The organism is Rothia mucilaginosa, assembly GCF_964211445.1.
Taxonomy (GTDB): Bacteria; Actinomycetota; Actinomycetes; order Actinomycetales; family Micrococcaceae; genus Rothia; species Rothia mucilaginosa_E.
This window is the reverse complement of record NZ_CAXOQT010000003.1, coordinates 88,647-109,890: the sequence shown is the minus strand read 5'-3', so window position 1 is coordinate 109,890 and position 21,244 is coordinate 88,647. Positions and strand designations below refer to the sequence as shown.

Annotated in this window: 17 protein-coding genes and 1 pseudogene; 7 read left to right on the top strand and 11 right to left on the bottom strand. The window is 59.7% G+C overall.

Features of this window, described 5'->3' with window-relative positions; genetic code table 11:
* Nucleotides 1-23: 23 nt before the first annotated feature.
* A complete protein-coding gene (locus tag AB8E48_RS01500; protein ID WP_368885538.1) occupies nt 24-851 on the bottom strand; it encodes a UDP pyrophosphate synthase in 828 nt (275 codons plus the stop codon).
* 324 nt (nt 852-1,175) lie between these two features.
* On the opposite strand from AB8E48_RS01500, the pseudogene AB8E48_RS01495 reads away from it, so the two are divergent.
* The 3 genes and pseudogenes from AB8E48_RS01495 to AB8E48_RS01485 all read left to right on the top strand — a co-directional run bounded on the left by AB8E48_RS01495 (nt 1,176) and on the right by AB8E48_RS01485 (nt 3,966).
* Nucleotides 1,176-1,567: pseudogene (locus AB8E48_RS01495) on the top strand (RNA-binding S4 domain-containing protein).
* A gap of 88 nt (nt 1,568-1,655) precedes the next feature.
* Nucleotides 1,656-3,128 carry an MATE family efflux transporter gene (locus AB8E48_RS01490; protein WP_368885537.1) on the top strand — a complete coding sequence of 491 codons (1,473 nt, stop codon included), beginning with the start codon at nt 1,656-1,658 and terminating at the stop codon, nt 3,126-3,128.
* Nucleotides 3,129-3,309: 181 nt separating this feature from the next.
* Nucleotides 3,310-3,966, top strand: coding sequence for an NAD(P)H-dependent oxidoreductase (locus AB8E48_RS01485; protein ID WP_368885536.1), 657 nt, complete (start codon nt 3,310-3,312; stop codon nt 3,964-3,966).
* Between the two features lie 198 nt (nt 3,967-4,164).
* Here the strand turns inward: AB8E48_RS01485 and AB8E48_RS01480 are convergent, their stop codons facing one another.
* The 7 genes from AB8E48_RS01480 to AB8E48_RS01450 form a co-directional block, all read right to left on the bottom strand.
* Nucleotides 4,165-6,684 (bottom strand): heavy metal translocating P-type ATPase, encoded by a 2,520-nt coding sequence (locus AB8E48_RS01480; RefSeq protein WP_368885540.1) that lies wholly within the window; start codon nt 6,682-6,684, stop codon nt 4,165-4,167.
* Nucleotides 6,685-6,829: 145 nt separating this feature from the next.
* The gene (locus AB8E48_RS01475) at nt 6,830-7,216 is read right to left on the bottom strand and encodes a chorismate mutase (protein ID WP_368885535.1); all 387 of its coding nucleotides are present in this window, start codon (nt 7,214-7,216) and stop codon (nt 6,830-6,832) included.
* A gap of 29 nt (nt 7,217-7,245) precedes the next feature.
* The gene (locus tag AB8E48_RS01470) at nt 7,246-7,461 is read right to left on the bottom strand and encodes a heavy-metal-associated domain-containing protein (protein ID WP_049360056.1); all 216 of its coding nucleotides are present in this window, start codon (nt 7,459-7,461) and stop codon (nt 7,246-7,248) included.
* Between the two features lie 60 nt (nt 7,462-7,521).
* Nucleotides 7,522-7,947 (bottom strand): metal-sensitive transcriptional regulator, encoded by a 426-nt coding sequence (locus AB8E48_RS01465; protein WP_368885534.1) that lies wholly within the window; start codon nt 7,945-7,947, stop codon nt 7,522-7,524.
* Between the two features lie 537 nt (nt 7,948-8,484).
* The gene (locus tag AB8E48_RS01460) at nt 8,485-9,387 is read right to left on the bottom strand and encodes a peptide ABC transporter ATPase (RefSeq protein ID WP_368885533.1); all 903 of its coding nucleotides are present in this window, start codon (nt 9,385-9,387) and stop codon (nt 8,485-8,487) included.
* 269 nt (nt 9,388-9,656) lie between these two features.
* On the bottom strand, nt 9,657-10,397 hold the full coding sequence (locus AB8E48_RS01455) for a DUF6318 family protein (protein ID WP_368885532.1): 741 nt from the start codon (nt 10,395-10,397) through the stop codon (nt 9,657-9,659).
* 598 nt (nt 10,398-10,995) lie between these two features.
* Nucleotides 10,996-12,495, bottom strand: a complete 1,500-nt coding sequence (locus AB8E48_RS01450) for a Sau3AI family type II restriction endonuclease (protein ID WP_368885531.1) — start codon at nt 12,493-12,495, stop codon at nt 10,996-10,998.
* Between the two features lie 193 nt (nt 12,496-12,688).
* On the opposite strand from AB8E48_RS01450, the gene dcm reads away from it, so the two are divergent.
* On the top strand, nt 12,689-14,008 hold the full coding sequence (dcm, locus tag AB8E48_RS01445) for a DNA (cytosine-5-)-methyltransferase (RefSeq protein WP_368885530.1): 1,320 nt from the start codon (nt 12,689-12,691) through the stop codon (nt 14,006-14,008).
* Between the two features lie 91 nt (nt 14,009-14,099).
* Here the strand turns inward: dcm and AB8E48_RS01440 are convergent, their stop codons facing one another.
* Nucleotides 14,100-15,089, bottom strand: coding sequence for an HNH endonuclease (locus tag AB8E48_RS01440; protein WP_368885529.1), 990 nt, complete (start codon nt 15,087-15,089; stop codon nt 14,100-14,102).
* Nucleotides 15,090-15,502: 413 nt separating this feature from the next.
* Here AB8E48_RS01440 and AB8E48_RS01435 point away from each other — a divergent pair, with 413 nt between their 5' ends.
* Nucleotides 15,503-15,955 carry a hypothetical protein gene (locus AB8E48_RS01435; protein WP_368885528.1) on the top strand — a complete coding sequence of 151 codons (453 nt, stop codon included), beginning with the start codon at nt 15,503-15,505 and terminating at the stop codon, nt 15,953-15,955.
* Nucleotides 15,956-16,103: 148 nt separating this feature from the next.
* Here the strand turns inward: AB8E48_RS01435 and pta are convergent, their stop codons facing one another.
* Nucleotides 16,104-18,194 carry a phosphate acetyltransferase gene (pta, locus tag AB8E48_RS01430; RefSeq protein ID WP_368885527.1) on the bottom strand — a complete coding sequence of 697 codons (2,091 nt, stop codon included), beginning with the start codon at nt 18,192-18,194 and terminating at the stop codon, nt 16,104-16,106.
* A 194-nt stretch (nt 18,195-18,388) separates the two neighbouring features.
* A complete protein-coding gene (locus AB8E48_RS01425; RefSeq protein WP_368885526.1) occupies nt 18,389-19,012 on the bottom strand; it encodes a GNAT family N-acetyltransferase in 624 nt (207 codons plus the stop codon).
* Between the two features lie 126 nt (nt 19,013-19,138).
* On the opposite strand from AB8E48_RS01425, the gene AB8E48_RS01420 reads away from it, so the two are divergent.
* Together AB8E48_RS01420 and pheA are read left to right on the top strand one after the other, a co-directional pair.
* Nucleotides 19,139-20,035, top strand: coding sequence for a spermidine synthase (locus AB8E48_RS01420; RefSeq protein ID WP_368885525.1), 897 nt, complete (start codon nt 19,139-19,141; stop codon nt 20,033-20,035).
* A gap of 171 nt (nt 20,036-20,206) precedes the next feature.
* The gene (pheA, locus tag AB8E48_RS01415; protein WP_368885524.1) at nt 20,207-21,154 is read left to right on the top strand and encodes a prephenate dehydratase; all 948 of its coding nucleotides are present in this window, start codon (nt 20,207-20,209) and stop codon (nt 21,152-21,154) included.
* Nucleotides 21,155-21,244 lie beyond the last annotated feature (90 nt).

Sequence of the window (21,244 nt, the reverse complement as noted above, 5' to 3'; positions counted from 1 at the left end):
GGCCAACCGGCTGTTATTCGCTGTTATTGGTTGTCGAGGACGTACTGCTTGAACTGCTCGTCCCGGCGCTTGAATTCTTTAAGCTCATTCTCCAGGGCTGCCTGGTTCTTGGCGACGAGCGGCTTCTGGTACTGCGCCTCCAGGTCGTAGAGCTTCTGCGAGCGGCCTACATCCTGATTGCACTGTGCCTGGATGGTGGCGATTCGAATTTCTTCTTCGGAGGCGACGGTGCTCTGAGGAATATTCTTTTCTTCCTTAACGGTCACCTCACTATCGGGGGTGAGGCCCTTATCCTTGACGCATCGCTTCCACTCGTCGTCGAGAGATTTTTTGAGTTGCCTATCGCCTGCGGCATTTCGGGCGTCGGTTTCCAAACGCGTAAACGTGCTGCTTCCGAAGGGTATCTCTCCAATTTGCTTCATCTCATCGACGGCGCGCTGATAGCATTCGGTGCGGACATCCTTCCCAGGGTCGGATGAGGCGGCAGGGGAGGAGAGGTCCAGCGTATTTGAGTCTTCGCGCTCGTGGAGGCCGTATTTTTGGGCGTGCTCAACGTTCCAGATCCCGTAGGTTCTGCCGAGGTTCCTGCCGGATCCTTCGGTGGGGACGAACATCTCGTAGTGTTGCCCGTGTTCGGCAAAGCACTTTTTGCGGGCGAGCTCAAGGGCTTTGGTGAAGTATTCGCCCTTGCCGGCGGTGTTGTATGCGTCCAGAGGCAGGATCACCCGGTCATTTTCTGTGTCGAAGATTGCTCGGGCGCTTTCATCCTTCTCCAACGTGGGACCGAAGGAGCAAGAAGACAGCACAGTGCTGATGAGGGCAGCCGCCAGAAGCTTTTTCAAAGCTGACATGGTGTATATCCAATCTGTTACGGGGAGCCCGTGGCGTCGCGGCCACACCCCCCCCGTAGACCACGCGAACGATGTGGCCTTGAGAACACTTCTTGAGAAGGTGACTTAACAATACCCCTAGTGGAGGCGGGTTTGCGCTCAATAGGGAGGTGCGTGCAGCAGAAAATTTTCTGCCGCGTGGCGGGTTTGGTGCCGGCTGCGGATTTGCCCGGTGAGATTGCGGCGAAGATACCGCAACACCACGGCGAAAACGGCGGAGAGGTAGGAATCGCAGGCGGGCGCACCTGATTTGGTGCCCCGCCCTCCGCGCGCCACAATGAACACATGACCGCAGAAGACACCAATGCACTGACCAGCGCCAGGCTCGACCTCTGGCTCTGGTCAGTGCGCATCTTTAAAACCCGCTCTCTCGCCGCCGACGAATGTAAAGGCGGCCACGTGCGCGTCAACGACGCCCCCGCCAAACCCTCCCAAAAACTCAAGAAGGGCGACGTGGTGCGCGTGCGCTACCCCGGCTGGGACGCGTCTTCAAAGTCGAAAAACTCCTCGTCAAACGCGTAGGCGCGCCTATCGCCGTCACCTGCTACGAGGACCTCTCCGGCCCGCGCCCCGCCTACCTCTCCATGCCTCCCGTCGCCAAACGCGAACGAGGCAGCGGCCGCCCCACCAAGAAGGAACGCCGCGCCCTCGACGAACTCCGCGGCCGAGGCGCATAGCCGCGCCCATCTCGCGCGCCCATCTCGCAGAGTGCACCCCGCCCCGCGCGCAGGCACCCGCGGCGGCGGCGGGGAGTAGCCTAGAAGGATGAGCACACAGAAGCACCCGAATACTGAACCCGGTGATACTGCACCCGGCGGCGCTGAATCCGGTAGCACTGCGTCCGGCGCGCCCGCGAAGAATACTGCCGCGAGCCCCAGCACCAACAACGCTGAGCCTTCGCTGAACCGGCGCATCCTCGCCCTCGCCGTACCCGCCTTCGGCGCGCTCATCGCCGAACCCATCTTCGTGCTCACCGACTCCGCCCTCATCGGCCAGCTCGGTAAGGCGGAACTCGCGGGCATGAGCATTGCCGCCACGCTCGTCACCACGGTTGTGGGCCTCATGAACTTCCTCGCCTACTCCGTTACGCCCGCCGTGGCGCGCGCCTTCGGTGAGAAGAACCTGCGCCGCGCCTGGCAGATCGGCGTGGACGGCGTGTGGGTCGCCTTCGGCCTCGGCATGCTCCTCATGATCGCCGGATACGCCTTCGCAGACCCGCTGTTGCGCGGCCTCGGCGCGACCGACGAAACCATCAGCTACGCCCTGGACTATCTGCACCATTCGCTGTGGGGTATTCCGCCGATGATGATTATCCTCGCGCAGGTCGGCACGCTCCGCGGGCTCCAAGACACCGTCACCCCGCTCAAAGTCGCCACCGTCGGCACCGTCGTGAACATTGCGCTGAACTGGCTGCTCATCTACCCGGTCGGCTGGGGTGTGGCAGGTTCGGCGACCGGCACCTCCCTCACCCAGTGGGGTATGGCCGCCGCGCTCGGCGTGGTCATGATGCGCGGCACCCGCGAACACGCCGTACGCTGGGCACCCGATACAGCCGGTATGCGTTCGGTGCTCTCGCTCGGCTCCTGGCTCATGCTGCGCACCCTGTCCATGCGCATCGCCTCCCTGCTGACCGTGTTCGTCGTGGCGCGATTCGGCACCGAACACACCGCCGCCTACCAGCTCGGCATGGGCGTGTTTAACCTCTTCCTCTACGCCCTGGACTCCCTCGCCATCGCCGCGCAGGCGCTACTCGGCAAGGAGCTCGGCGAACGCGACCTGAACGTAGAATCCGAACGTGCGAAGGTGCGCCAGCTGAAAAACCGGCTGCTCCGCATGAGCCTCATCTACGGCGTGATCACCGGCCTGATCTGCCCGCTCATCGGCTTCTTCGGCTCCTGGATGTTCACGCAGGACGCGCAGGTGGCGTTCCTCTTCACCATCGCCACCGTCATCATTGCCCTCGGCCAGCCCATCGCCGCGTACGTGTTCACCCTGGACGGCATCCTCATGGGCGCGCAGGACGTGAAGTACCTGGCGATTGGCTGCTTCATCATGCTCGTCATGTACGTGCCGGTCATGCTCGGCCTGCACTGGGCTGTTGGCGCCGGTGCCATGGATGCGCTCGCCGGGTATTGCGGCCTGTGGGCGGCGTATATTCTGTACTTCCAGGGAATCCGCGCGGTTATTTTCGGTCGCCGCGCCTCCTCGGATGTGTGGATGAAGGCGGGTGTAGAGTAGGGGGTTTCGTAGGAGGTTCTAGGTAGGTTCCGGGCGGCTTAACCGGGCTTTCGCGGTGCCGCCTCGAATGCCTTATCGGGCGTATTTCCTGCAAGCGTAACTCGCCACATTTTCCGCCGCCCACACCCTCCACGGGTGTAGCATGACAGGGTACCGAAACCCTCATGTAAAGGATGAAACCGTGACCGTAACCCGCGAAGAAGCCCTCGAAATTTTCGCCCGCCGCCGCGCAACCCGCGCCTACGACCCCGACCGCCGCGTCAGCGATGAAGACTTCGCCGCAATCCTCGAATTTGCGCGCCTGTCGCCCAGCTCCGTCGGCACCGAGCCGTGGAAGTTCCTGGTCATTCAGGACCCCGAACTGCGCGAAAAGCTCAAGCCGATCGCATGGGGCATGGCCGGAGCCCTCGACGACGCAAGCCACCTGGTCGTTCTGCTCGCGAAGAAGGGCCTGCGCTACGACACCCCGTGGATGCGCCGCACCCTCGAAGGCCGCAACCTCACCGAGGAGCAGATGGAAGCCGCACTTGAGCGTTACGGCAACTTCCAGAAGAACGACATGAAGGTCCTGGAAAGCGACCGCGCGCTCTTCGACTGGGCCTCCAAGCAGACCTACATTGCCCTGGGCAACATGATGACCGGCGCCGCTATGCTCGGCATCGATTCCTGCCCCATCGAGGGTATGAACTACGAGGCAGTGAACGAGCTGCTCGCCTCTGCCGGCCTGTTCGACCCGGAGGAGTACGGCGTGTCTGTGGCTGTGACCTTCGGTTACCGTGCTCACGAGATCGCGCCGAAGAGCCGCCGCCCCATCGAGGACCTGGTGACCTGGGTCTAAGGTTTTTGCCGGGCTTGCGGCGAGATTTTCAAGCCGCCGCCCGTGAAAACTAAATATAAAGAAATGCACCGCCTTTACACGGGCGGTGCATTTCTTTATATCTTTTACCGCACGAAAAGCACGGTAAAATGCGCTTTTGAAATTTTCGTTCAGGCTATTTCATTAGCTAATGTTCGGGCAATTTCGCGTTATGTTTCGCTACTTCCTAAACGCCGTCAGACGCATAGAATTCAGCACCACAAATACCGAACTAAATGCCATTGCCGCGCCTGCAATCATCGGGTTCAGCAGGCCCGCCACGGCGACCGGAACGGCCACCGAATTGTAGGCGAAAGCCCAGAACAGGTTCGACTTAATGGTGCGCAGCGTAGCGCGGGAGAGGCGCAGTGCCGTCACCACCGAGGCAACATCCGAGCGGGTCAGCACAATATCTGCCGCCTCCGCGGCAACGTCCGTGCCCGAACCCATCGCAATACCCAGCTCGGCAAGAGCCAGCGCCGGGGCGTCGTTCACGCCGTCGCCAACCATTGCCACGCGGTGACCGGCAGCCTGCAACTTCTCAATCACCTGCGACTTACCTTCCGGGGTCACGCCGGCGTACACATTCTCCGCCGAAATGCCGACCTGCGAGGCGACCGCCTGCGCAACCTGCGGGGCGTCACCGGTGAGCAGGATGGGCTCCAGGCCGAGCTCGCGCAGCTGCGCCATGGTCTCGGCGGCTTCCGGTTTGGGGGTGTCGGCAACCGAAATCATACCGACCGGCTGCAGGGTGTTGTTCGGGGCTTCAATATCGGGCGCCTCGCTGTCCGGCATCTCGCCGCGGGCGACAACCACGGTCGTCAGACCCGCTCGGCGGGCCTGATCCAGCAGGGCCAGCTGGGCCTCGCTCAGCTGCGCACCGGCCGCCTGCAGGTACTCGGGAGTACCCACCACAACCAGCTGGGAGGTGCCGTTCTCGGCACCGTCACCCGCGCCGCTCAGCACGCCGCGCACGCCTCCGGGGACACCCTCAAAGCCGCTCACGCTCGGTGCCGAAGCACCCTCAGCCAGCACGCCCTGCTCGCGGGCAAAACCGGCAATTGCGCGGGCAATCGGGTGCTCACTCAGCGCCTCCACGGCGGCCGCATCACGCAAAACAGACAGGGAACGCTCGTTCTTGGAATCCGCGGATTCCGGCGAAATACCGGACAAGTCACCCGCCGACTCATAATCGCCAAACGTGCCGTAGAACGCCACGGACATCTCGCCGGTCGTCACGGTACCGGTCTTATCCAGCACCACGCGGTCAACCGTGCTCGTCGCCTCCAGCACCTGCGCATTACGAATCAAAATGCCCAGCTGCCAGCCGCGGCCCGTACCCGCCAGCAGAGCCGTCGGAGTCGCCAAACCCAGGGCGCACGGGCACGCCACCACCAGCACCGACACCGCCGCGTTGAACGCCGCCGCACCGTCACCGGAAATCAGCCACCAGCCGACCAGGGTCAGCGCAGAAATCGTCAAAATCACCGGCACGAACACGGCAGAAACGCGGTCCGCCAGGCGAGCAATAGGAGCCTTCGTCTCCTGGGCGCTGGCCACCAGCTCACCCATTTTCGCCAGAGTCGTCTCGGCGCCCACGCGAGTCGCACGCACCGTCAACGAACCCGAAGTGTTCACCGTGGCACCCGTGACCGTATCGCCCGGATGCACCTCCACCGGCACAGACTCACCCGTCAGCAGGGACGCATCCACCGCGGAGGTACCCTCGACCACCACGCCATCCGTTGCGATCTTCTCGCCCGGGCGCACCAGGAACAGGTCGTCCGGCATGAGATCCTCCACCGGAACCTGCACCTGCTTCGTCACGCCTTGCTTATCGGTGCGCAGTAGAGTCGCCTCCTTCGCGCCCATGCTCAGCAGGGTGCGCAGCGCCTCCGAGGAACGGTGGCGGGTGCGGTGCTCAATCGCGCGGCCAATCAGCAGGAACAGCGTCACCATGGACGCCGAATCGAAGTACAGCGGCGCGTGGTGGCCGGTAAACATCGACCAGAAGCTGCCGCCCGCATGATGCGCGTGCGCCGTCAACGCCGGGTTCATGAGCAGCTGCGCCAGCGAATAGAAATACGCCACGACCACGCCGAGGGACACGAGCGTATCCATCGTGGACGAGCCATGACGCGCATTAATAAGTGCCGCACGATGGAACGGCGCAGCACACCAAAACGCAACCGGCGCAGTCAAAACCGCCACGACCCAGCCCCAATTCGGGAACTGGAACGACGGGAACATCGAAATCAAGAAGATGGGCACACCCAGAATCGTCGCGTAGATAATGCGGTCGGTGAAGCCGCCCTTCATGCTCGGGGTGGTGTGCTGACCGCCGCCGTCGGATGCGCTCGCATCAGTGGCGGCGCCCGCGCGCGGGCCGTTCTTGAGGTGCGCCTTGTAGCCGGCGTTGTTGATGGTCTCAACGATCTGGTCGTCGCTCACGCCCTCGGGTACGATGACGCGCGCGGACTCCAGGGGCAGGTTCACCGCCGGGTCAACGCCGGGGATTTTGCGGAGCTTACGCTCCACGCGACCCACGCAGGATGCACAGGTCATACCCTGGATATCAACGTGGATAATTCGGGTAGACTCCGTTGATTTTGCGGTCGTTCCGGCGGAATTAAAAAGAGAGCGCTCACTCTGTGATGAGGGCTCACGGGTGGTTGGTGAAGGCTGTGTAGAAGACACAATACTTCCTCAAAACTCAAAAACGGGAGGGTAGAAAAAGGCACACACCAAACCGGGGGAGGGGCCCCGAAAGACCCCGCCCCGGGCGGTGTATGGCGCAGTATTAGGGTGTGGCGTCGAGAGCGCGCGAGGGGAAAATCAACGCGGCTTAGTGGTCGCCGGGTAGTCCATCCGGCCTGCTCGTGTGCGGGCGAATACCGGTCACCTTCGCGCCACGATCAGACACGCCGTAGGCACGCTTCACGGCAGCCCGCGGGAACGGCGAAGCGTTCGCCTTCTCACGCGCCTTCACGCCCTGCTCGTGCTCAGCGGAACGCTTATTCGCGCTCGTGCCGCTACGTCGCGCGGCGCCGGGTGCATCCTCACGCGCCGTGTATTCGGGGCTCTGCTTCACCCACGAATCGACCAGCGCCGCATCCAGATTCATCTGCCTGGCCACGCGGGCAATAGCGTCGCGCAGGTGTATGTTTTCGGTGCCGACAAGGGTGCGAACCGCGCCAACAACCATCGCAATGTACTGCGGAGGGTAAGCCATAATGACTCCTAATCGAGCCGGCTGCCGCGCTAGACAGCGGGGGTGAAGCCGGCCTCGACGATGGCGTCTGCGACGGCCTGGGTGTTGAGGGTGCCCTCGTGCTCGATGGTGACGGTGGAGACGCCGTCCTTGACGACGTCCACGTTCACGCCGGTCACGCCGGGAACTTCGCTAACCTCTTCGCTGACGCTCATAGCGCAGTGGTTGCAGGTCAGGCCGGTTGCCTTAACGGTGGTGGTGCTCATGATGATTTCCTTTCGGTAATGGGTTGAAAACTTGGGGCCGCCGAGTGTTTTGCGGCGCGTTTAGCTGCGCATGAGGCGCGAGATCGCGGCGGTTGCCTCTTTGACCTTGGCCTCTGCGATGGTCGGGTCGCCGGTGCGTTCGGATTCGACGGCGGCGCCGGTCACGCAGTGGCCGATGTGCTCTTCGAGCAGGTTCAGGGAGACGGCGTGGAGCGCCTTGGAGACCGCGGCAACCTGGGTGAGGATGTCGATGCAGTATTTATCTTCGTCGACCATGCGGGCGATGCCGCGGACCTGCCCTTCGATGCGGCGCAGGCGCTTGAGGTGCGCCTCTTTGTTGGAGGCGTAACCGTACTGGGTTTCGGGTGCCTCGCCGCCGCAGCATGCGCCGGTGTGCGCCTCTGCCTGTTCCTTGGTGGGTGCGTCGGATGCGGTGCTGACCTGGGCGGATGTGCTGTGGCAGCACTGGTTGCTGGTGGTTTCCATGAGTCCAGTCTATACCCTAGGGGGGTATTGCACAAGGGGGTGTTACGGGTTGTTACGCGGTGAGGGTGCGGGCTGGTCGGGGAGGGGCTCGTCGATAGGGGGGCGCCGATAGGTTACGGCTCTTTCGATAGGTTAGTGACTTTAATACGGGTTAAAGACCCACGGCGAAGACACTAACCTATCGAAAATCTCTATCTAAAAAGCAAGCGGCCCCGGATGCGCCAGGTAGGCGGGATCCGGTTGTGGTTTAGCTTTTTCGGTAATGGGTTAGTGACTTCAGGCTGGGGTTTTAACCATCACTAAAGACGCTAAGTCATGACCGAAATTGCTAAGTCATTACCGATTTTTCACCGGCGTGGAGGTGCTGCCTCTGCAGATTTTGTGCCATGGTTTAGTGTCTTCGACCATGGCTTTTAACTACGACCAAAGCCGCTAACCTATGGCACAATTTTCGGCACATAAAAACAGGCGGCCCCGAATGCGTAAAACATCCGGGGCCGCCTGCTGCGGTTATCTATATGTTGGGTTAGAACTGGTTTACATGTCGGGCCAGTCGCGGTGCAACGAATACTCCGTATCCCCATCGCCACTGTCATTCAGATGCCAACGCTGACCGGTACGAATATCGGCCTTGCGTAGGCGCGGGTTCGGGTTATCCTTCTTGCCCATCGTGGGATCATTCTTGCAGCCCCAACGAGTATCATTTTCGGCGCAGGTGCCGCCGACACGACCCACATCAACCCACCACACACGAATCAGCAACGGTTCAGCAGTGTCCTTCTTAACGACAGTACGCATAGCCTGCCACTGGCCGCCGTTGACGCGGTATCGGCCAGCATAAGAAACCGTTGCGTACGCGTGGAAATTGCCCGAACGCTTATACACATAACTGGTCGCAGTCGGTTGTGCTTTCGAACCGGACTTCGGGTAAATAGGCTCGCCAATGGTGTATGACCTACCTTCGTCTCCGTTGCCGTACTGGACGGTCATCTGCACCGGATAAGACTCGATTTCAACATGACCGGCCGAAAGCTCGCCCTCCCAATAAGCGGTGGGAGCTTCAGCGTAGAAATTGACGTTGTCGCCCTTGTAAACATTCGGGTCGCCCTTAGCCCTGCCGGTGCCGTTACCGGAGTTATAGGACTGTTTCAGGATAGGGGGTCGAATATCGGTGTTAGCGAATTTGTCTTCAATTTCTTGAAGCATTTGAGCTGGGCTCGGTTTACGAGGCCCTCCGGGGTTGTTGGCGGTTAGGGTGCGGGTTTCTACTGGGTTGCAGTAGGTTCCGATGCCGGAGGTATTGTAGTAACCGGTGTAGTCGTTGCCGTCGTCAGGCATCATCCAGGTACGGAAGTACTGTCCTGGTTGGCCGTCAGCGGTGGTGCAGGAGTCTTTATCGGTGGTTGAAGCGTAGTATTCATTTCCCCTACCATCACGCATAAGATGATGAGTCGCTTTAAAAGCAGCTTCTTGCTCTTCTGCGGTCATCCTGATACTAGATACAGCAGTATTTTCCTGAGCAGGGGCAGGGGACAGGCTCACTTCCTCATCGGTATCTGCTGTTGCATAACCGTCTTCATTGGCTATATCTACGACGCTGTGACTATTGGAATCTGAAGTATCTTCCAGAGCGTACGTCGGAGGACAAAGGTTGGCTACCAGAGCAAAAGTGATTGAACCGCAGAATACTCGAACTGTCTTACTTCCCATTATTTAATGAGCCCCTCTTTGCGGAGCTCTTCATTAGAGCGGTACTCAGACAAAAACCAGTAACCAGCCTTGTATCGGTAACGGAACATGAAAGTTTCGTTTTCATTTCCGGTATTGGTCCGTTTACGCATTTTTCCATTCGGATGAATGTACAGTCCGTAAGTCCACAAGCGCCGGGTGAGAACCCAATACTCTTTGGCTTCTTCGTCATACATCAGGTCGCTTTCGGCCTGGTATTCCGAGGTTCCTTCGATAACCCAGCCGCCTTCTTTGTAAAGCTTTTCGATGGAGTTGAGGAATTCGATATCGCTTTTGAAGGTATCCAGCATGTACGGCCTCACGTATTGCATATCGCCCGTCTGGATGCCGTAGTTGCGGGCTTTGATCCAGTCACGCATCATCTCGCGGAGACCTGCGAAGGTCTCAGGGTACTGTTGCGGCTTAGCCTTAGGGAGAGGAACGTTCTGTGCAGGACCATATTCATCTGCCTTGCGGTATTCCCCATCAGGCGCCTTCGAGCCGCCGGAGTAGCCGCGGGTAATGACCGGGCTCGGAGTAGCTGATGCAGAAGTCGCGTCAGATGCCGCCGCGGAAGCCGAAGCGGTCTCGCTCGGCGTAGCGGAGGCGGTGGCTGCCGCCTCGTTATTTGCCTGTTGGCCACACGCCGCAAGCAGGGCCCCAAGGCCCACAAGTGCGCCGCTGCCCAGCAGGGTACGGCGGTTGAAAATGGTCGAATCCATAGAAGATACGCTCCTATCGTCGGTGATGGTGTGTTGTTTAGTTACTAGTCGGGCCGTTATTCACAGATTGCGTCGACTGCCGGAAGGAAAACAGCCCCGTAGTACGCCAAACAAGCGCATCAGCGCGCTATTGAGTACTACAGTTACCACCCTACCGCATGTTTGCGGTCGTTTGCATTCTTTTGAGGATGATGGCGGTGGTTGGCCATTATTTGGGCTTCTCAATGCTTTATGCATCAAATATCTCTGTGCACGTGGAGGCGCCGCCTCTGCAGAATTTGTGCCATGGTTTAGCGTCTTCTGCCATGGTTTTTAACTACGATCAAAGACACTAACCTATGGCACAAATTCGGAACTCATGACCGAATCCTTCTCTGCACCAGGTAGATAGTCAGGAGCCGGTTATGGTTTAGCTTTTTCGGTGGCGGGTTAGTGACTTCGGGCTGGGGATTTAGCCATTACCAAAGGCACTAAGTCATGACTGAAATTGCTAGGTCATGACCGAATTTTCACCGGCACTGAGCAGTCCATACGAAGCAGGCGGCCCTGAATGTTCAAACATTCGGGGCCGCCTGCTGCGGTCATTTACATTCGGTTATTAGTCCCATTCGCCGCGCAGAATCTGCTGAACGAATTTCTTGGGCAGCCAGAAGGAGTGCTTCGTGATGCGGCTACCGTCGGGTAACTCGTCGGTATCCTTGAGCTTGCCTTTTCCGACAAACTCGCCAGGTTTAACTTCGTAGTAGGTTTGGGAGGCGTGAACCTTCGTAAAGAGGTATTTGTTCACCTTGCTCTGCGGGAAGTTAGTGGAGACCTTAAAGCCATCCTCACCATTCGGCTTGACTGTTAGCTCAACACCTCGATTAATGATTTCCTTCGTCTCTTGCCATACCCTCATCAGTTCAGGCTCTAGGGGCTCAGGGAAACCCCAGAACTTGATCTGATCCAGGCAGAAATCACCGGATTCATTCTCTCGGAAAACAACGAACATGAATTTCCTTGAGAAAATCTCGGTGTAAATATGGGACTCTTCCCACTCGTCTTCATTCGCTAGTTCAATAAAACGGTAGGTCTTAAAGGGAGAATCCTCTTTAGGGAGTCCGTTCTTATCAACACGAATAGCGCGAATGTTCATATTTGCCTTTTTAAATTCAGTGGTATTGTCAACATCTGAAGAAAGGCCAAGAATTTTCCTCACAAGAGTACTGTTGCGGCCCTTGGCATTAAAGTTGACATCAAACTCCTTGCAGAGCTCTTTCTCGCTCTGCCCCCGGTATTTCAAAAGCTTTTCTTCAATAATCTGAGTGAAAGGTTTAGAAGTATCCCGAGCTGCTTTAGCGATACTCTCTTGTTCCTCCTGACTGAAAACCTTGGTGCGGAGGAGAGTTGTCATGTAGCTACTCTTTAGTGACCAGGCGCGCCTATTGGCCAGCTCGGGGCCATAGGGCTGAGTAGTGCGGTCCTTGTCTTTGCCGGCACCCTTGCGGCAGGTTGAAAGGTACATGCCGTCGGATTCGGAAAGCTCGTGCGCGCGCCCTTCCAGGACTTTTTGGGCAATACGTTTATAGTCCTCGAGAATGGTCGGCATATCCTCTTCGGGCCAGTCGAAAAGGAAGGCCTTGTCGATGATATTCATCAAAATATCGCGAGTCTTCCGATATTTATAGAACAGAAGCAAAATGTTTTGACACTTCTGCCAAAGGTGCGTCTGATAGAAATCATCTAGATTTTCATCATGAAAATTAAACATGCTGAGAACTAGACGTTCTTTGGCGGAAATAGTGCCGTTCGCGTTGACCCTGTAGGGGGTTGTCTTGATTTCAACCTTTGCTTTGGGAATATCGGGTTCCGGGGAACTATTGGGTTTAATTCCATAGAACAGCTCTTCAATGAGGTTGCCGTAGATTCCCTTGGAGAGCTCGCTAATTTCCTTCCGAGCAGCTGTCGAGGGGGTACCCTTTTTCTTATCTTCATAGGTCTTGTACTCAGAGTTCTGGTGCTTCTCCAAGAGCTCATAGAGCGTGCGACCAACGAGCTCCCTATTTGTGTATTTGAGGACGCTCTCAATACTCGAATCGTCGTAATCAAAAAGGCTCATGGTCCGTATTCCTTCCGGAAGTGAGGGGTAGCGGCGGTGCTGTTTCTTGCTCTCATGCTACGTCAGATACGACAGCTGCGCTCTTTAGCTCGTCACTGGCTTTTCTCGAATCCACTTGATCTGAATAGCTGTTCTATGTTATAGTATTAGTATTCGAATATATTTACAAGAGGACTATAAGGACTACTGACTCATGGATCAGAAAACCACCAGCAGTAGCCAGCCTATCCGAGTTATCGAGCTTTTCGCCGGTGTAGGTGGCTTCCGCTTAGGATTTGAAGGCTATAACGCCAATGGCATGACCCTGCCCTCCGCGGGCCCCTTCACGACCGTCTGGGCGAACCAGTGGGAGCCCCCGGGAACCGTTGGCCGCCAGTTCGCGGCACGCTGCTACCAGGAGCGTTTCGGTGAAGAAGCAAACCTCGAAAACCGCGACATTCATGCCGTGCTTGATGACGTTGAGGCGGGCCTCTACGAAATTCCCGATGCCGACCTACTCTGTGGCGGCTTCCCCTGTCAGGATTACTCGGTTACTAAGCCGCTCTCGCAGTCGCACGGCATTGAGGGTAAGAAGGGTGTGCTCTGGTGGGATATCCACCGCGCACTCGAACTGAAAACCCCCAAATACGTTGTTCTCGAGAATGTCGACCGCCTGCTGAAGTCGCCCGCTAAGCAGCGAGGCCGTGACTTCGCCATTATGCTCTCCTGCTTCTATGCGCTCGGCTACAGCGTCGAATGGCGCGTTATCAACGCGGCAGAGTATGGTCACCCGCAGAAGCGTAAGCGCGTCTACATTTACGCCGAACACAACGCCCCCGAATGGGATTTGTCGCGCCGCATCACCCACACCGGTGTTTTAGCGGAAGCGTTCCCGGTCAAAACTGCAGAATCTGAGGGCCTTCTTTCCGTCTTCGAAGAGCTCAGTGAGGCCGATAAATTCACCATCTCCGATGACCCTTACCACGAGACGGAAAAATTTGGAGTCGGCGCTAAGACCTCGCCCTTCCAGATTGCCGGTGTCATGCAGAACGGCACCGTGCTCACCAGCAAGGTAGAGCCCGATTACCGCGGCGAATTTAAGACGCTCGGTGACGTGGTTCTTCCTGATTCTGAGGTGCCGGAACAGTTCTTTATCGCCCCTGACAAGGTGCCTTCCTGGGAATACCTCAAGGGCGCAAAGAAGGAAAAGCGCATCAATAAGGCGAGCGGCTTTGAATACTTCTACACCGAAGGCTCAATGTCTTTCCCTGACCCGCTCGACCGCCCGGCGCGCACCATCCTGACCGGCGAAGGAGGCTCGGGTGCCTCCCGATTCAAGCACGTTGTGGTTGGTGATTCCGGTGCGTACCGCCGCCTCGTTCCCGATGAACTGGATCAGCTGCAGGGCTTCCCCCGCGGCTGGACTGACACCGGCATGAGTGACGGTAACCGCGCCTTCTGCATGGGTAACGCCCTCGTGGTGGGTATCCCGCACGAAATCGGTAAGGCTATCGCCCGCCGACACAACCAGTGAGACATAACCAGTAAAACGCACAGGAGGTGCAGTAGCCCGAAAGCTACCGCACCTCCTTTTTGTATGTCCGGCGGCCTAAGCCAGAGCAGGTCTAGACTAGCGCCTCATCAAGCCAGTTCAAGCCCGAGCGGTGCTCATCCAACAGCTCAAGAGCCCGGTTAGGCAACTCAACCTTCAGGCGGGCACCCGCCAACGACTGATACTGCGTATTTCCCAAACCGGGGTGCAGAAGAAGAGTCCGCGAAGAACTCACACCCACCAGCTCACTATCAAAAAGCTTATGCAGATCCTTGCGCAGAAGAAGACCCTCATCCACGCGGTGTTCACCCTCGCGCGCGTAGCTGTACAGGTGCGCCGCATCCAGCGCCGCCGTATGGCAAGCACCCGTAAACGCACACATGTTTCCGAAGCGGTTCAACAGCTGCTGGCGGAACTGCGGCTGACCTTTGCGAGCCCTGACCATGCGCATCGTAAAACCGCCGCGAGGATTCACGGGAATCCCGCGGGCCTCACCAAGATTGAGCTGGTGAATACCCGAAGTGTTCAGACTTTCAAGCCAGTCAAGGACTTTAGCCGTATCGAGGGCGACAATGCTGTTCTGAGTGTTGTACTTGCCCGGAACACTCAGGTCCTTGAAGGAGTCCTTATCTGCTGCGCCGATGAGCTCAGTCCAGGTATCGCCGTAGTAGGCAATGAACCGCTGAACTTTCTCGGTTTTCTGCGGCGGATTCTTATGCAGACGCTGCTCAGGCTTGAGATTGTCTCTTCTCAGGCACTTTCCATCGCAACGCCACAGCCCATCGGATTTGAAGGTGATGCGGGTGCTCCCACAGTTGGGGCAATACGTCATAACCTTATCGGCTTCATATGACTCAATTTTTCGGATAACGGCTGACCCGAGAAGAATCGAATTATCTCGAATCAGAACGAAGTCACCCTCTCGGATACCTTGCCCATTAGGAACTTTCGAGTCGTAAACGTAGCGGAACTCCAGGGCGTCATCGTAGACTTTTCCGCTGGCGGCGCTACGGTTCTCTTCGTCGGGAACGGAGCGTAGCAGCCACGCCTGCGGGAGCCGCATGTCAGTTGCGGCGTTTTTGCTTGGGAGGCTGAGGGTCGTCACCACGGACGGGAGAACGAGGTCCGGCAGTGAGGGCGTTGAGTTGTTGTCCATAGCAGCAGCCTAGCAGCCCGGGCGGTTTGTTGCTGCTTGGGTGGTCATTGGCACGGGGTGGAGACGGTGAAAGTCTGTAATTACAAAAATTCTCTACCTGTCTTCTCCTCGAGAAGCCACATGTGTTTCGAGAAGCCACCTAACATGTTGCTTTTCGAAACACATGTGGCTTCTCGGCGATTAAACTCCGCACGCACCCGCCCCACTGAACACAACACACCAGCCCAAACGCTATTGATTCGCATCACAGGCCGGCGTTCTTAGGTATCCTTGGGGTAACACCCAGACAGAAGCCCGCCCTCCACCTCGAAAGGGGCCGCATGAAAACCTTCTGGACTAACCTACCCCTCACCATCCGCGCGGCAGTCATCTTCTGCTACGCCTACGCCGCGGTGCGCATCCTCAACCTCTTCTCTGAGGCAGGCACCGCACCGTTGACCCCGCGCACGCTCCTCGACGGTGCCCTCACCGCCGTGGTCGTCGTCGGCGCTCTCGCCCTGTACCTGGGTAACGCCCTGGGTGCCGCTCTGCGCGCCCGGCGAGAAGGCTACGAGCCCCGCCCGGTCGGCATCATCGTCGCCTATGCGCTCTTCGTGGCGGTGTGCACCTACCTTGCCTGCCGACTCATCGCCTACACCGTGGATGCGGGCCTCACCTGGCTCTTCCCGCCGGCCTTCGACCGGGTTTTGACCGCCGTGGGCATGGCTGTTCTTGGCGTGATTAACTATGTGCGCCTTCGAGCAAATCCCGACCGCCGCACCCGCAAAGACTAACCGGGGGAGCGGCACCCAAAAATCCCCGTAATTACAAAAAATCTCCCGCACCGGGTGGAGCACACCTTCACGGCATGCCCCGCCCAGTGCGGGAGATTTCTATGTCAACGGACCGCCGCAGCCTTCATGCTACAGCGCCGCGTGCACCTTACAGGCTCTGTGCCTGAATTGCGGTGATCGCAACGGTGTTGATGATGTCCTCAACGGTGGTACCGCGCGACAGGTCGTTCACGGGCTTACGCAGACCCTGCAGAACCGGGCCCACAGCGGCAGCGCCCGAAGACTGCTGAACAGCCTTGTAGGTGTTGTTACCGGTGTTCAGGTCGGGGAAGACGAACACGGTAGCCTGACCAGCGACCTCGCTGCCGGGCAGCTTGGTCGACGCAATCGACATGTTCGAAGCGGCGTCGTACTGGATCGGGCCCTCAACCGCGAAGTCGGGGTTCGATGCGCGCACGATCTCGGTTGCCTCGCGCACAACGTCCACGTCCGCGCCAGCGCCGGAGGTGCCGGTCGAGTAGGACAGCATAGCAACCTTGGGGGTGACGCCGAACTGGCGTGCGGTCTCTGCGGATGCCTTCGCGATGTCGGCGAGCTGCTCTGCGTTGGGGTTCGGGTTCACTGCGCAGTCGCCGTAGACCAGGACGCGGTCTTCCATCAGCATCAGGAAGACGGAGGACACGATCTTGGTGCCGGGGCGGGTCTTGATGAACTCGAGCGAGGGGCGGATGGTGTTCGCGGTGGTGTTCACTGCACCGGAAACCATGCCGTCTGCGATGCCCTTGTAGACGAGCATGGTGCCGAAGTACGAGGGGTCGGTCATGCGCTCGCGAGCAGCCTCGATGGTGACACCCTTGTGTGCACGCAGCTCAGCGTAGGTTGCTGCGAAGTCCTCGGTGTACTCGTTGTTCTCGATGTCGATGATGCGGATCGAGCTGGGCAGCTCAATACCCTCAGCCTGGCAAATCTCGGCAATCTTGGCGGGGTTGCCGAGCAGGATCAGGTCGCAGAAGTCGCGGCGAGCAATAATCTCGGCGGCGCGCAGGATTCGCACGTCGTAACCCTCGGGCAGAACCACGGAGCGGCGGTTTGCGCGTGCGGTCTCGATGAGGTTGTGCAGGAAGCGCAGCGGGGTCATGGATGCGGGGCGCTCAATTTCGAGGCGTGCGAGCAGTTCGTCCTTGTTGACGTGCTCGTCCCAGCCGCCCATTGCTGCTGCGAGCTTGCGCTGGTGGCCGCTTTCGAGGGCGCCACGGACGCGGGAGACTGCGCGTGCAGACTTGAAGGTGTCCTTGGTGGTGGACAGCACGGGGAACGGTGCGTTGTCGATGAGGGAGCCGACTGCGGTGTTCTTGCCGGGCAGTGCGTCCAGGCCACCGGTGAGCAGCACGCCGGAGGGTGCCGGGAAGGTCGGTGCCAGTGCGGATGCGAGGGTTGCTGCAACGATGTCTGCACGGTCGCCGGGGACGATGACGAAGTCGCCGTCGACGAACTGGTTCAGGAAGTTGGAGACGTTCATTGCTGCGACCTTGATGCCGTGAATATCGCGGCTGAGGTCTTCTGCCTTGATGCCTTCGGTGTCGAGCTTGAGGGCTTCGGCAACTTCACCGACGGTGGGTGCGTTCAGCTCGGGGATTTCGGGCAGTACGTAGACGGGCAGGTTTGCGTCGCCGCGCTTGACGGACTTCTCGATTTCTTCGCGCAGTTCGGGTTCTGCACGGCCGACGATGATTGCGAGCAGATCTGCCTTGGAAGCGAGCAGTTCGGTGCGTGCCACGTCAACTGCGGTGACTGCTTCTTCGACGGTTGCTTCCTGTGCGCCGACGATAGCGACGACGGGCAGGCCCAGGTCGCGTGCAATCTGGACGTTCAGGTCGAACTCGACGGAGAGCGCGTTGGCGGGCAGGTAGACGCCGTCGACGATTACGACGTCGCTGTTTGCTGCGACCTTCTCGTAGGCGGAGACTGCGCGTGCGGAGATCTCTTCGGTGTCGCCTTCTGCGATGAGTGCGAGGGCGTCGGTCATGGAGACGGCGCCGCCGACCTGCTCCTCAGCGAGGCCGAAGTGCTCGCGGATGAGGCGTGCTACGGGGTCGTCAGAGATGGTTGCGCCGTCAAAGACGGGGCGGAAGAAGCCGACGCGGTCTGCGCGCTTGATGAGGGAGTCTGCTAGGCCCAGGGCGACGAGGGACTTGCCCGAGTTCTGGGACATAGCGGAGAGGTAAAGACCGGTGGTCATAGTTTTACTTTCCTTCTATGCGGATGTTCGGCGCTGGGTCCCGCGGCTGCGCAGGGGTGTATGTGCTCCTGTGCGCGGGTGCGTCGAGCTTATAGGTCATCTTCTATCTTAAGGCGTTGTGAGGGTGGCGCCTAACAGGGTGTGCGGTGCGCTGCGTCATGTGGGCGGGCTGTTCCCCTGTTTGGGTGTGCTGTTTAGGGGTTGAGGATGCGCGCGTACCGCACGCTGTGGCCGGGGGCCCAGGAGCCGCGTGCTTGGAAGTACACGCCTTCGTTGTGGTAGCCGAGACGCTCGTAGAAGGAGAGCGCTCGTTCGTTTTCTGCCATGACCCACAGGTAGGAGTTTTCGTCCGGGTAGATGACGGATTCGTAGAGTGCCTGCCCGAGGCCGGTGCCGTGCGTGTGGTTGAGGGTGTACAGGTGCGTGAGTTTGCGGGTGCCTGCGGGCAGTTCGGTGAGGCTGTCGGCGCGTTCGAGTTCCCAGGAGGACTGTTCGCACAGGGAGAGCGCCAGGCCGACCGGCTTATCCCAGTCGATCTGCGCGCCGATGGAGCAGGAGAGCCCGCCGTCGGGGGTCCATCCGGGTACGTCGTAGGCGAAGAAGCCACGCACGGTGGGGGAGGAGATGTGGCGGTGGAAGTCTTCGAGGTATTCGTTGCGTTCGGCGCGGTGGCGGGCGGTGAAGCTTTCCCCGAGCGCGTCGAAGTAGAGCGGGTCGTAGGTCTGCTCCATGCAGTCCAGCTGCAGGTTGACGTATTTTTCGGCGTCGGTTGGTTCAATCGGTGCGAGCGCGTAGCGGCCCTGACATACAAATCCCATGGGTTCTAGTCTACTCAACCGGTTTCTGCGAAGGCGGGCTCTTGCGGGTGCGTACGCTAGGGGCGTGCGGGCTGCGGCTACTGGGTGGCTCTGTTGCTTTGAGGCTTGTCAGCTAGGCTAGTGGGTATGGCGAAGAAGAGCAGGGCACCCAAGAAAACCCAGAAGACCCAAAAGGCGCAGAAGAACCAGAAGAACCGCATCGACGATACCGAGAACACCCCCGTGCAGGGTGCCGCCGCTGGCGTGTACCCCATCTCCACGGGTGAGGCGGAGCTGGTCCCTGACGGCTACCACGCTGACGGCTGGCTGCTGCTCATTAACGGCGTGCAATCCTCCCACGTAATCGTGGGCGAACCCCGCCAGCTCGACTTCGAGTACATGCGCTGGATCGCGGCGGTCGTCTCCTCCCACGTGGAGGAGCATCTGGATGCCGCTAAGCTGCGCATCACCCACCTGGGCGGCGGCGCGTGTTCCATGGCGCGCTATTTCGCCGACCTGTACCCGACCAGCCGCAACACGGTCGTTGAGCTGGACGCCAAGCTCGCCGAGTACGTGCGCGCCTGGTTCGACATCCCCAAGGCGCCGCGCGTGAAGATTCGCGTGGGCGAGGCGGGGGCCGTCACCTCCACGTTTGCCCCGGCTTCCCGTGACGTGCTGATTCGTGACGTGTTCGCCGGGGATACCACTCCCGAGGCGCTCACCACCGTCGAGTTCACCCGCACCGTCGCCGAGTCGCTGGCGCCCGGCGGCCTGTACATCCTGAACTGTGGCGACGGGCCGGCACTGACCGGTGCCCGCGCGGAGGCGTCCGCGTTGCTTGAGGTGTTTGAGTACGTGTGCATTGTGGCGGATTCCGCCATGCTGAAGGGTCGCCGCCGCGGCAACGTCATTATTGCCGGTTCGCACGCGCCCCTGCCGGAGGCCGGCTCGGTGCAGGCTGCCGCTATCGCCCGTGAGCTCATGAGTGGAGGCGTGCCCGCCCAGTACTGGGACACCGCGCGGGTACGCCAGTTCGTGAGGTAGCGGTTTCAGCCGTGATTTAGGTCTTTCGGTCATGACCTAAGTTTTTCGGTCATGACTTAAATTTTTCGACCATAGGTTAGCGACTTTGGTGGGGGCTTTTAACTACCGCCAAAGACCGTAACCTATGACCCAATTCGGCGCCCCCTCCACGGCAGACGCTACTATAGTGGCATGCGATACACCTACCTTGGCCCCTCCGGCACCTTCACCGAATCCGCCCTGCTGAGCGTCCCCGGCGCAGCCGACGCCGAACGCATCCCCGCCACCAGCGTGCCCGACGCGCTCGCACGCCTGAACGCGGGCGAGGTGGACGCCGCCATGGTGCCCATCGAAAACTCCGTGGAGGGCGGCGTGAGCGCCACCCTGGACGCCATCGCAGCCAGCGAGGGTGTACGCATCATCCGCGAGGTGCTCGTGCCGATCCGCTTCGTGCTGGTCGCCGCGAAGCCCCTCAGCATTGAGGACGTCAAGACCATCTCCACCCACTCGCACGCCTGGGCGCAGGTGCGCGGCTGGGCGCAGGAGAACGTACCCACCGCAGCGTACCTGCCCGGCTCCTCCACCGCCGCGGCTGCCGTGGGCCTGCTCGAAGAGGGCTGCACCTACGATGCGGCAATCTGCTCCCCGGCGCTGCTCGCCTACCACCCCGAACTGCACGTTCTGCAGGACAACATCGGCGACAACAAGAACGCCGTGACCCGCTTCGTGTTGCTCTCACGCATCGCCGACATCCCTGAGCCGACCGGCTCCGATAAGACCACCCTGACCGTGCCGCTGCCCGCTAACCGCGCCGGCGCGCTCATGGAACTGCTCGAACAGTTCTCGGTGCGCGGCGTGAACCTCTCCCGCATCGAGTCGCGCCCCACCGGTGAGGGTATGGGCTCCTACTCGTTCAGCATCGACGCCGACGGCCACATTTATGAGGCACGCATGCGCGATGCACTGCGTGGCCTGCACCGCGTCTCCCCGACGCTGAAGTTCCTCGGCTCCTACCCGCGCGCCGACCACGAAAACACCGAGGTCGACAGCATCCACTCCGACGGCTCCTTCGACTCCGCACACGAATGGGTCGAGTCGCTCTTCCCGAACGGCCGCCCCGCACAGCTGCAGCGCCACTAGCGGCACCACCACCGGCGGCACCAACTAGCCGCCCGCCGCTAGATACCCCCCCGCACCTACCCGTGCCCCACCAGCGCAAACCCCGCCCAC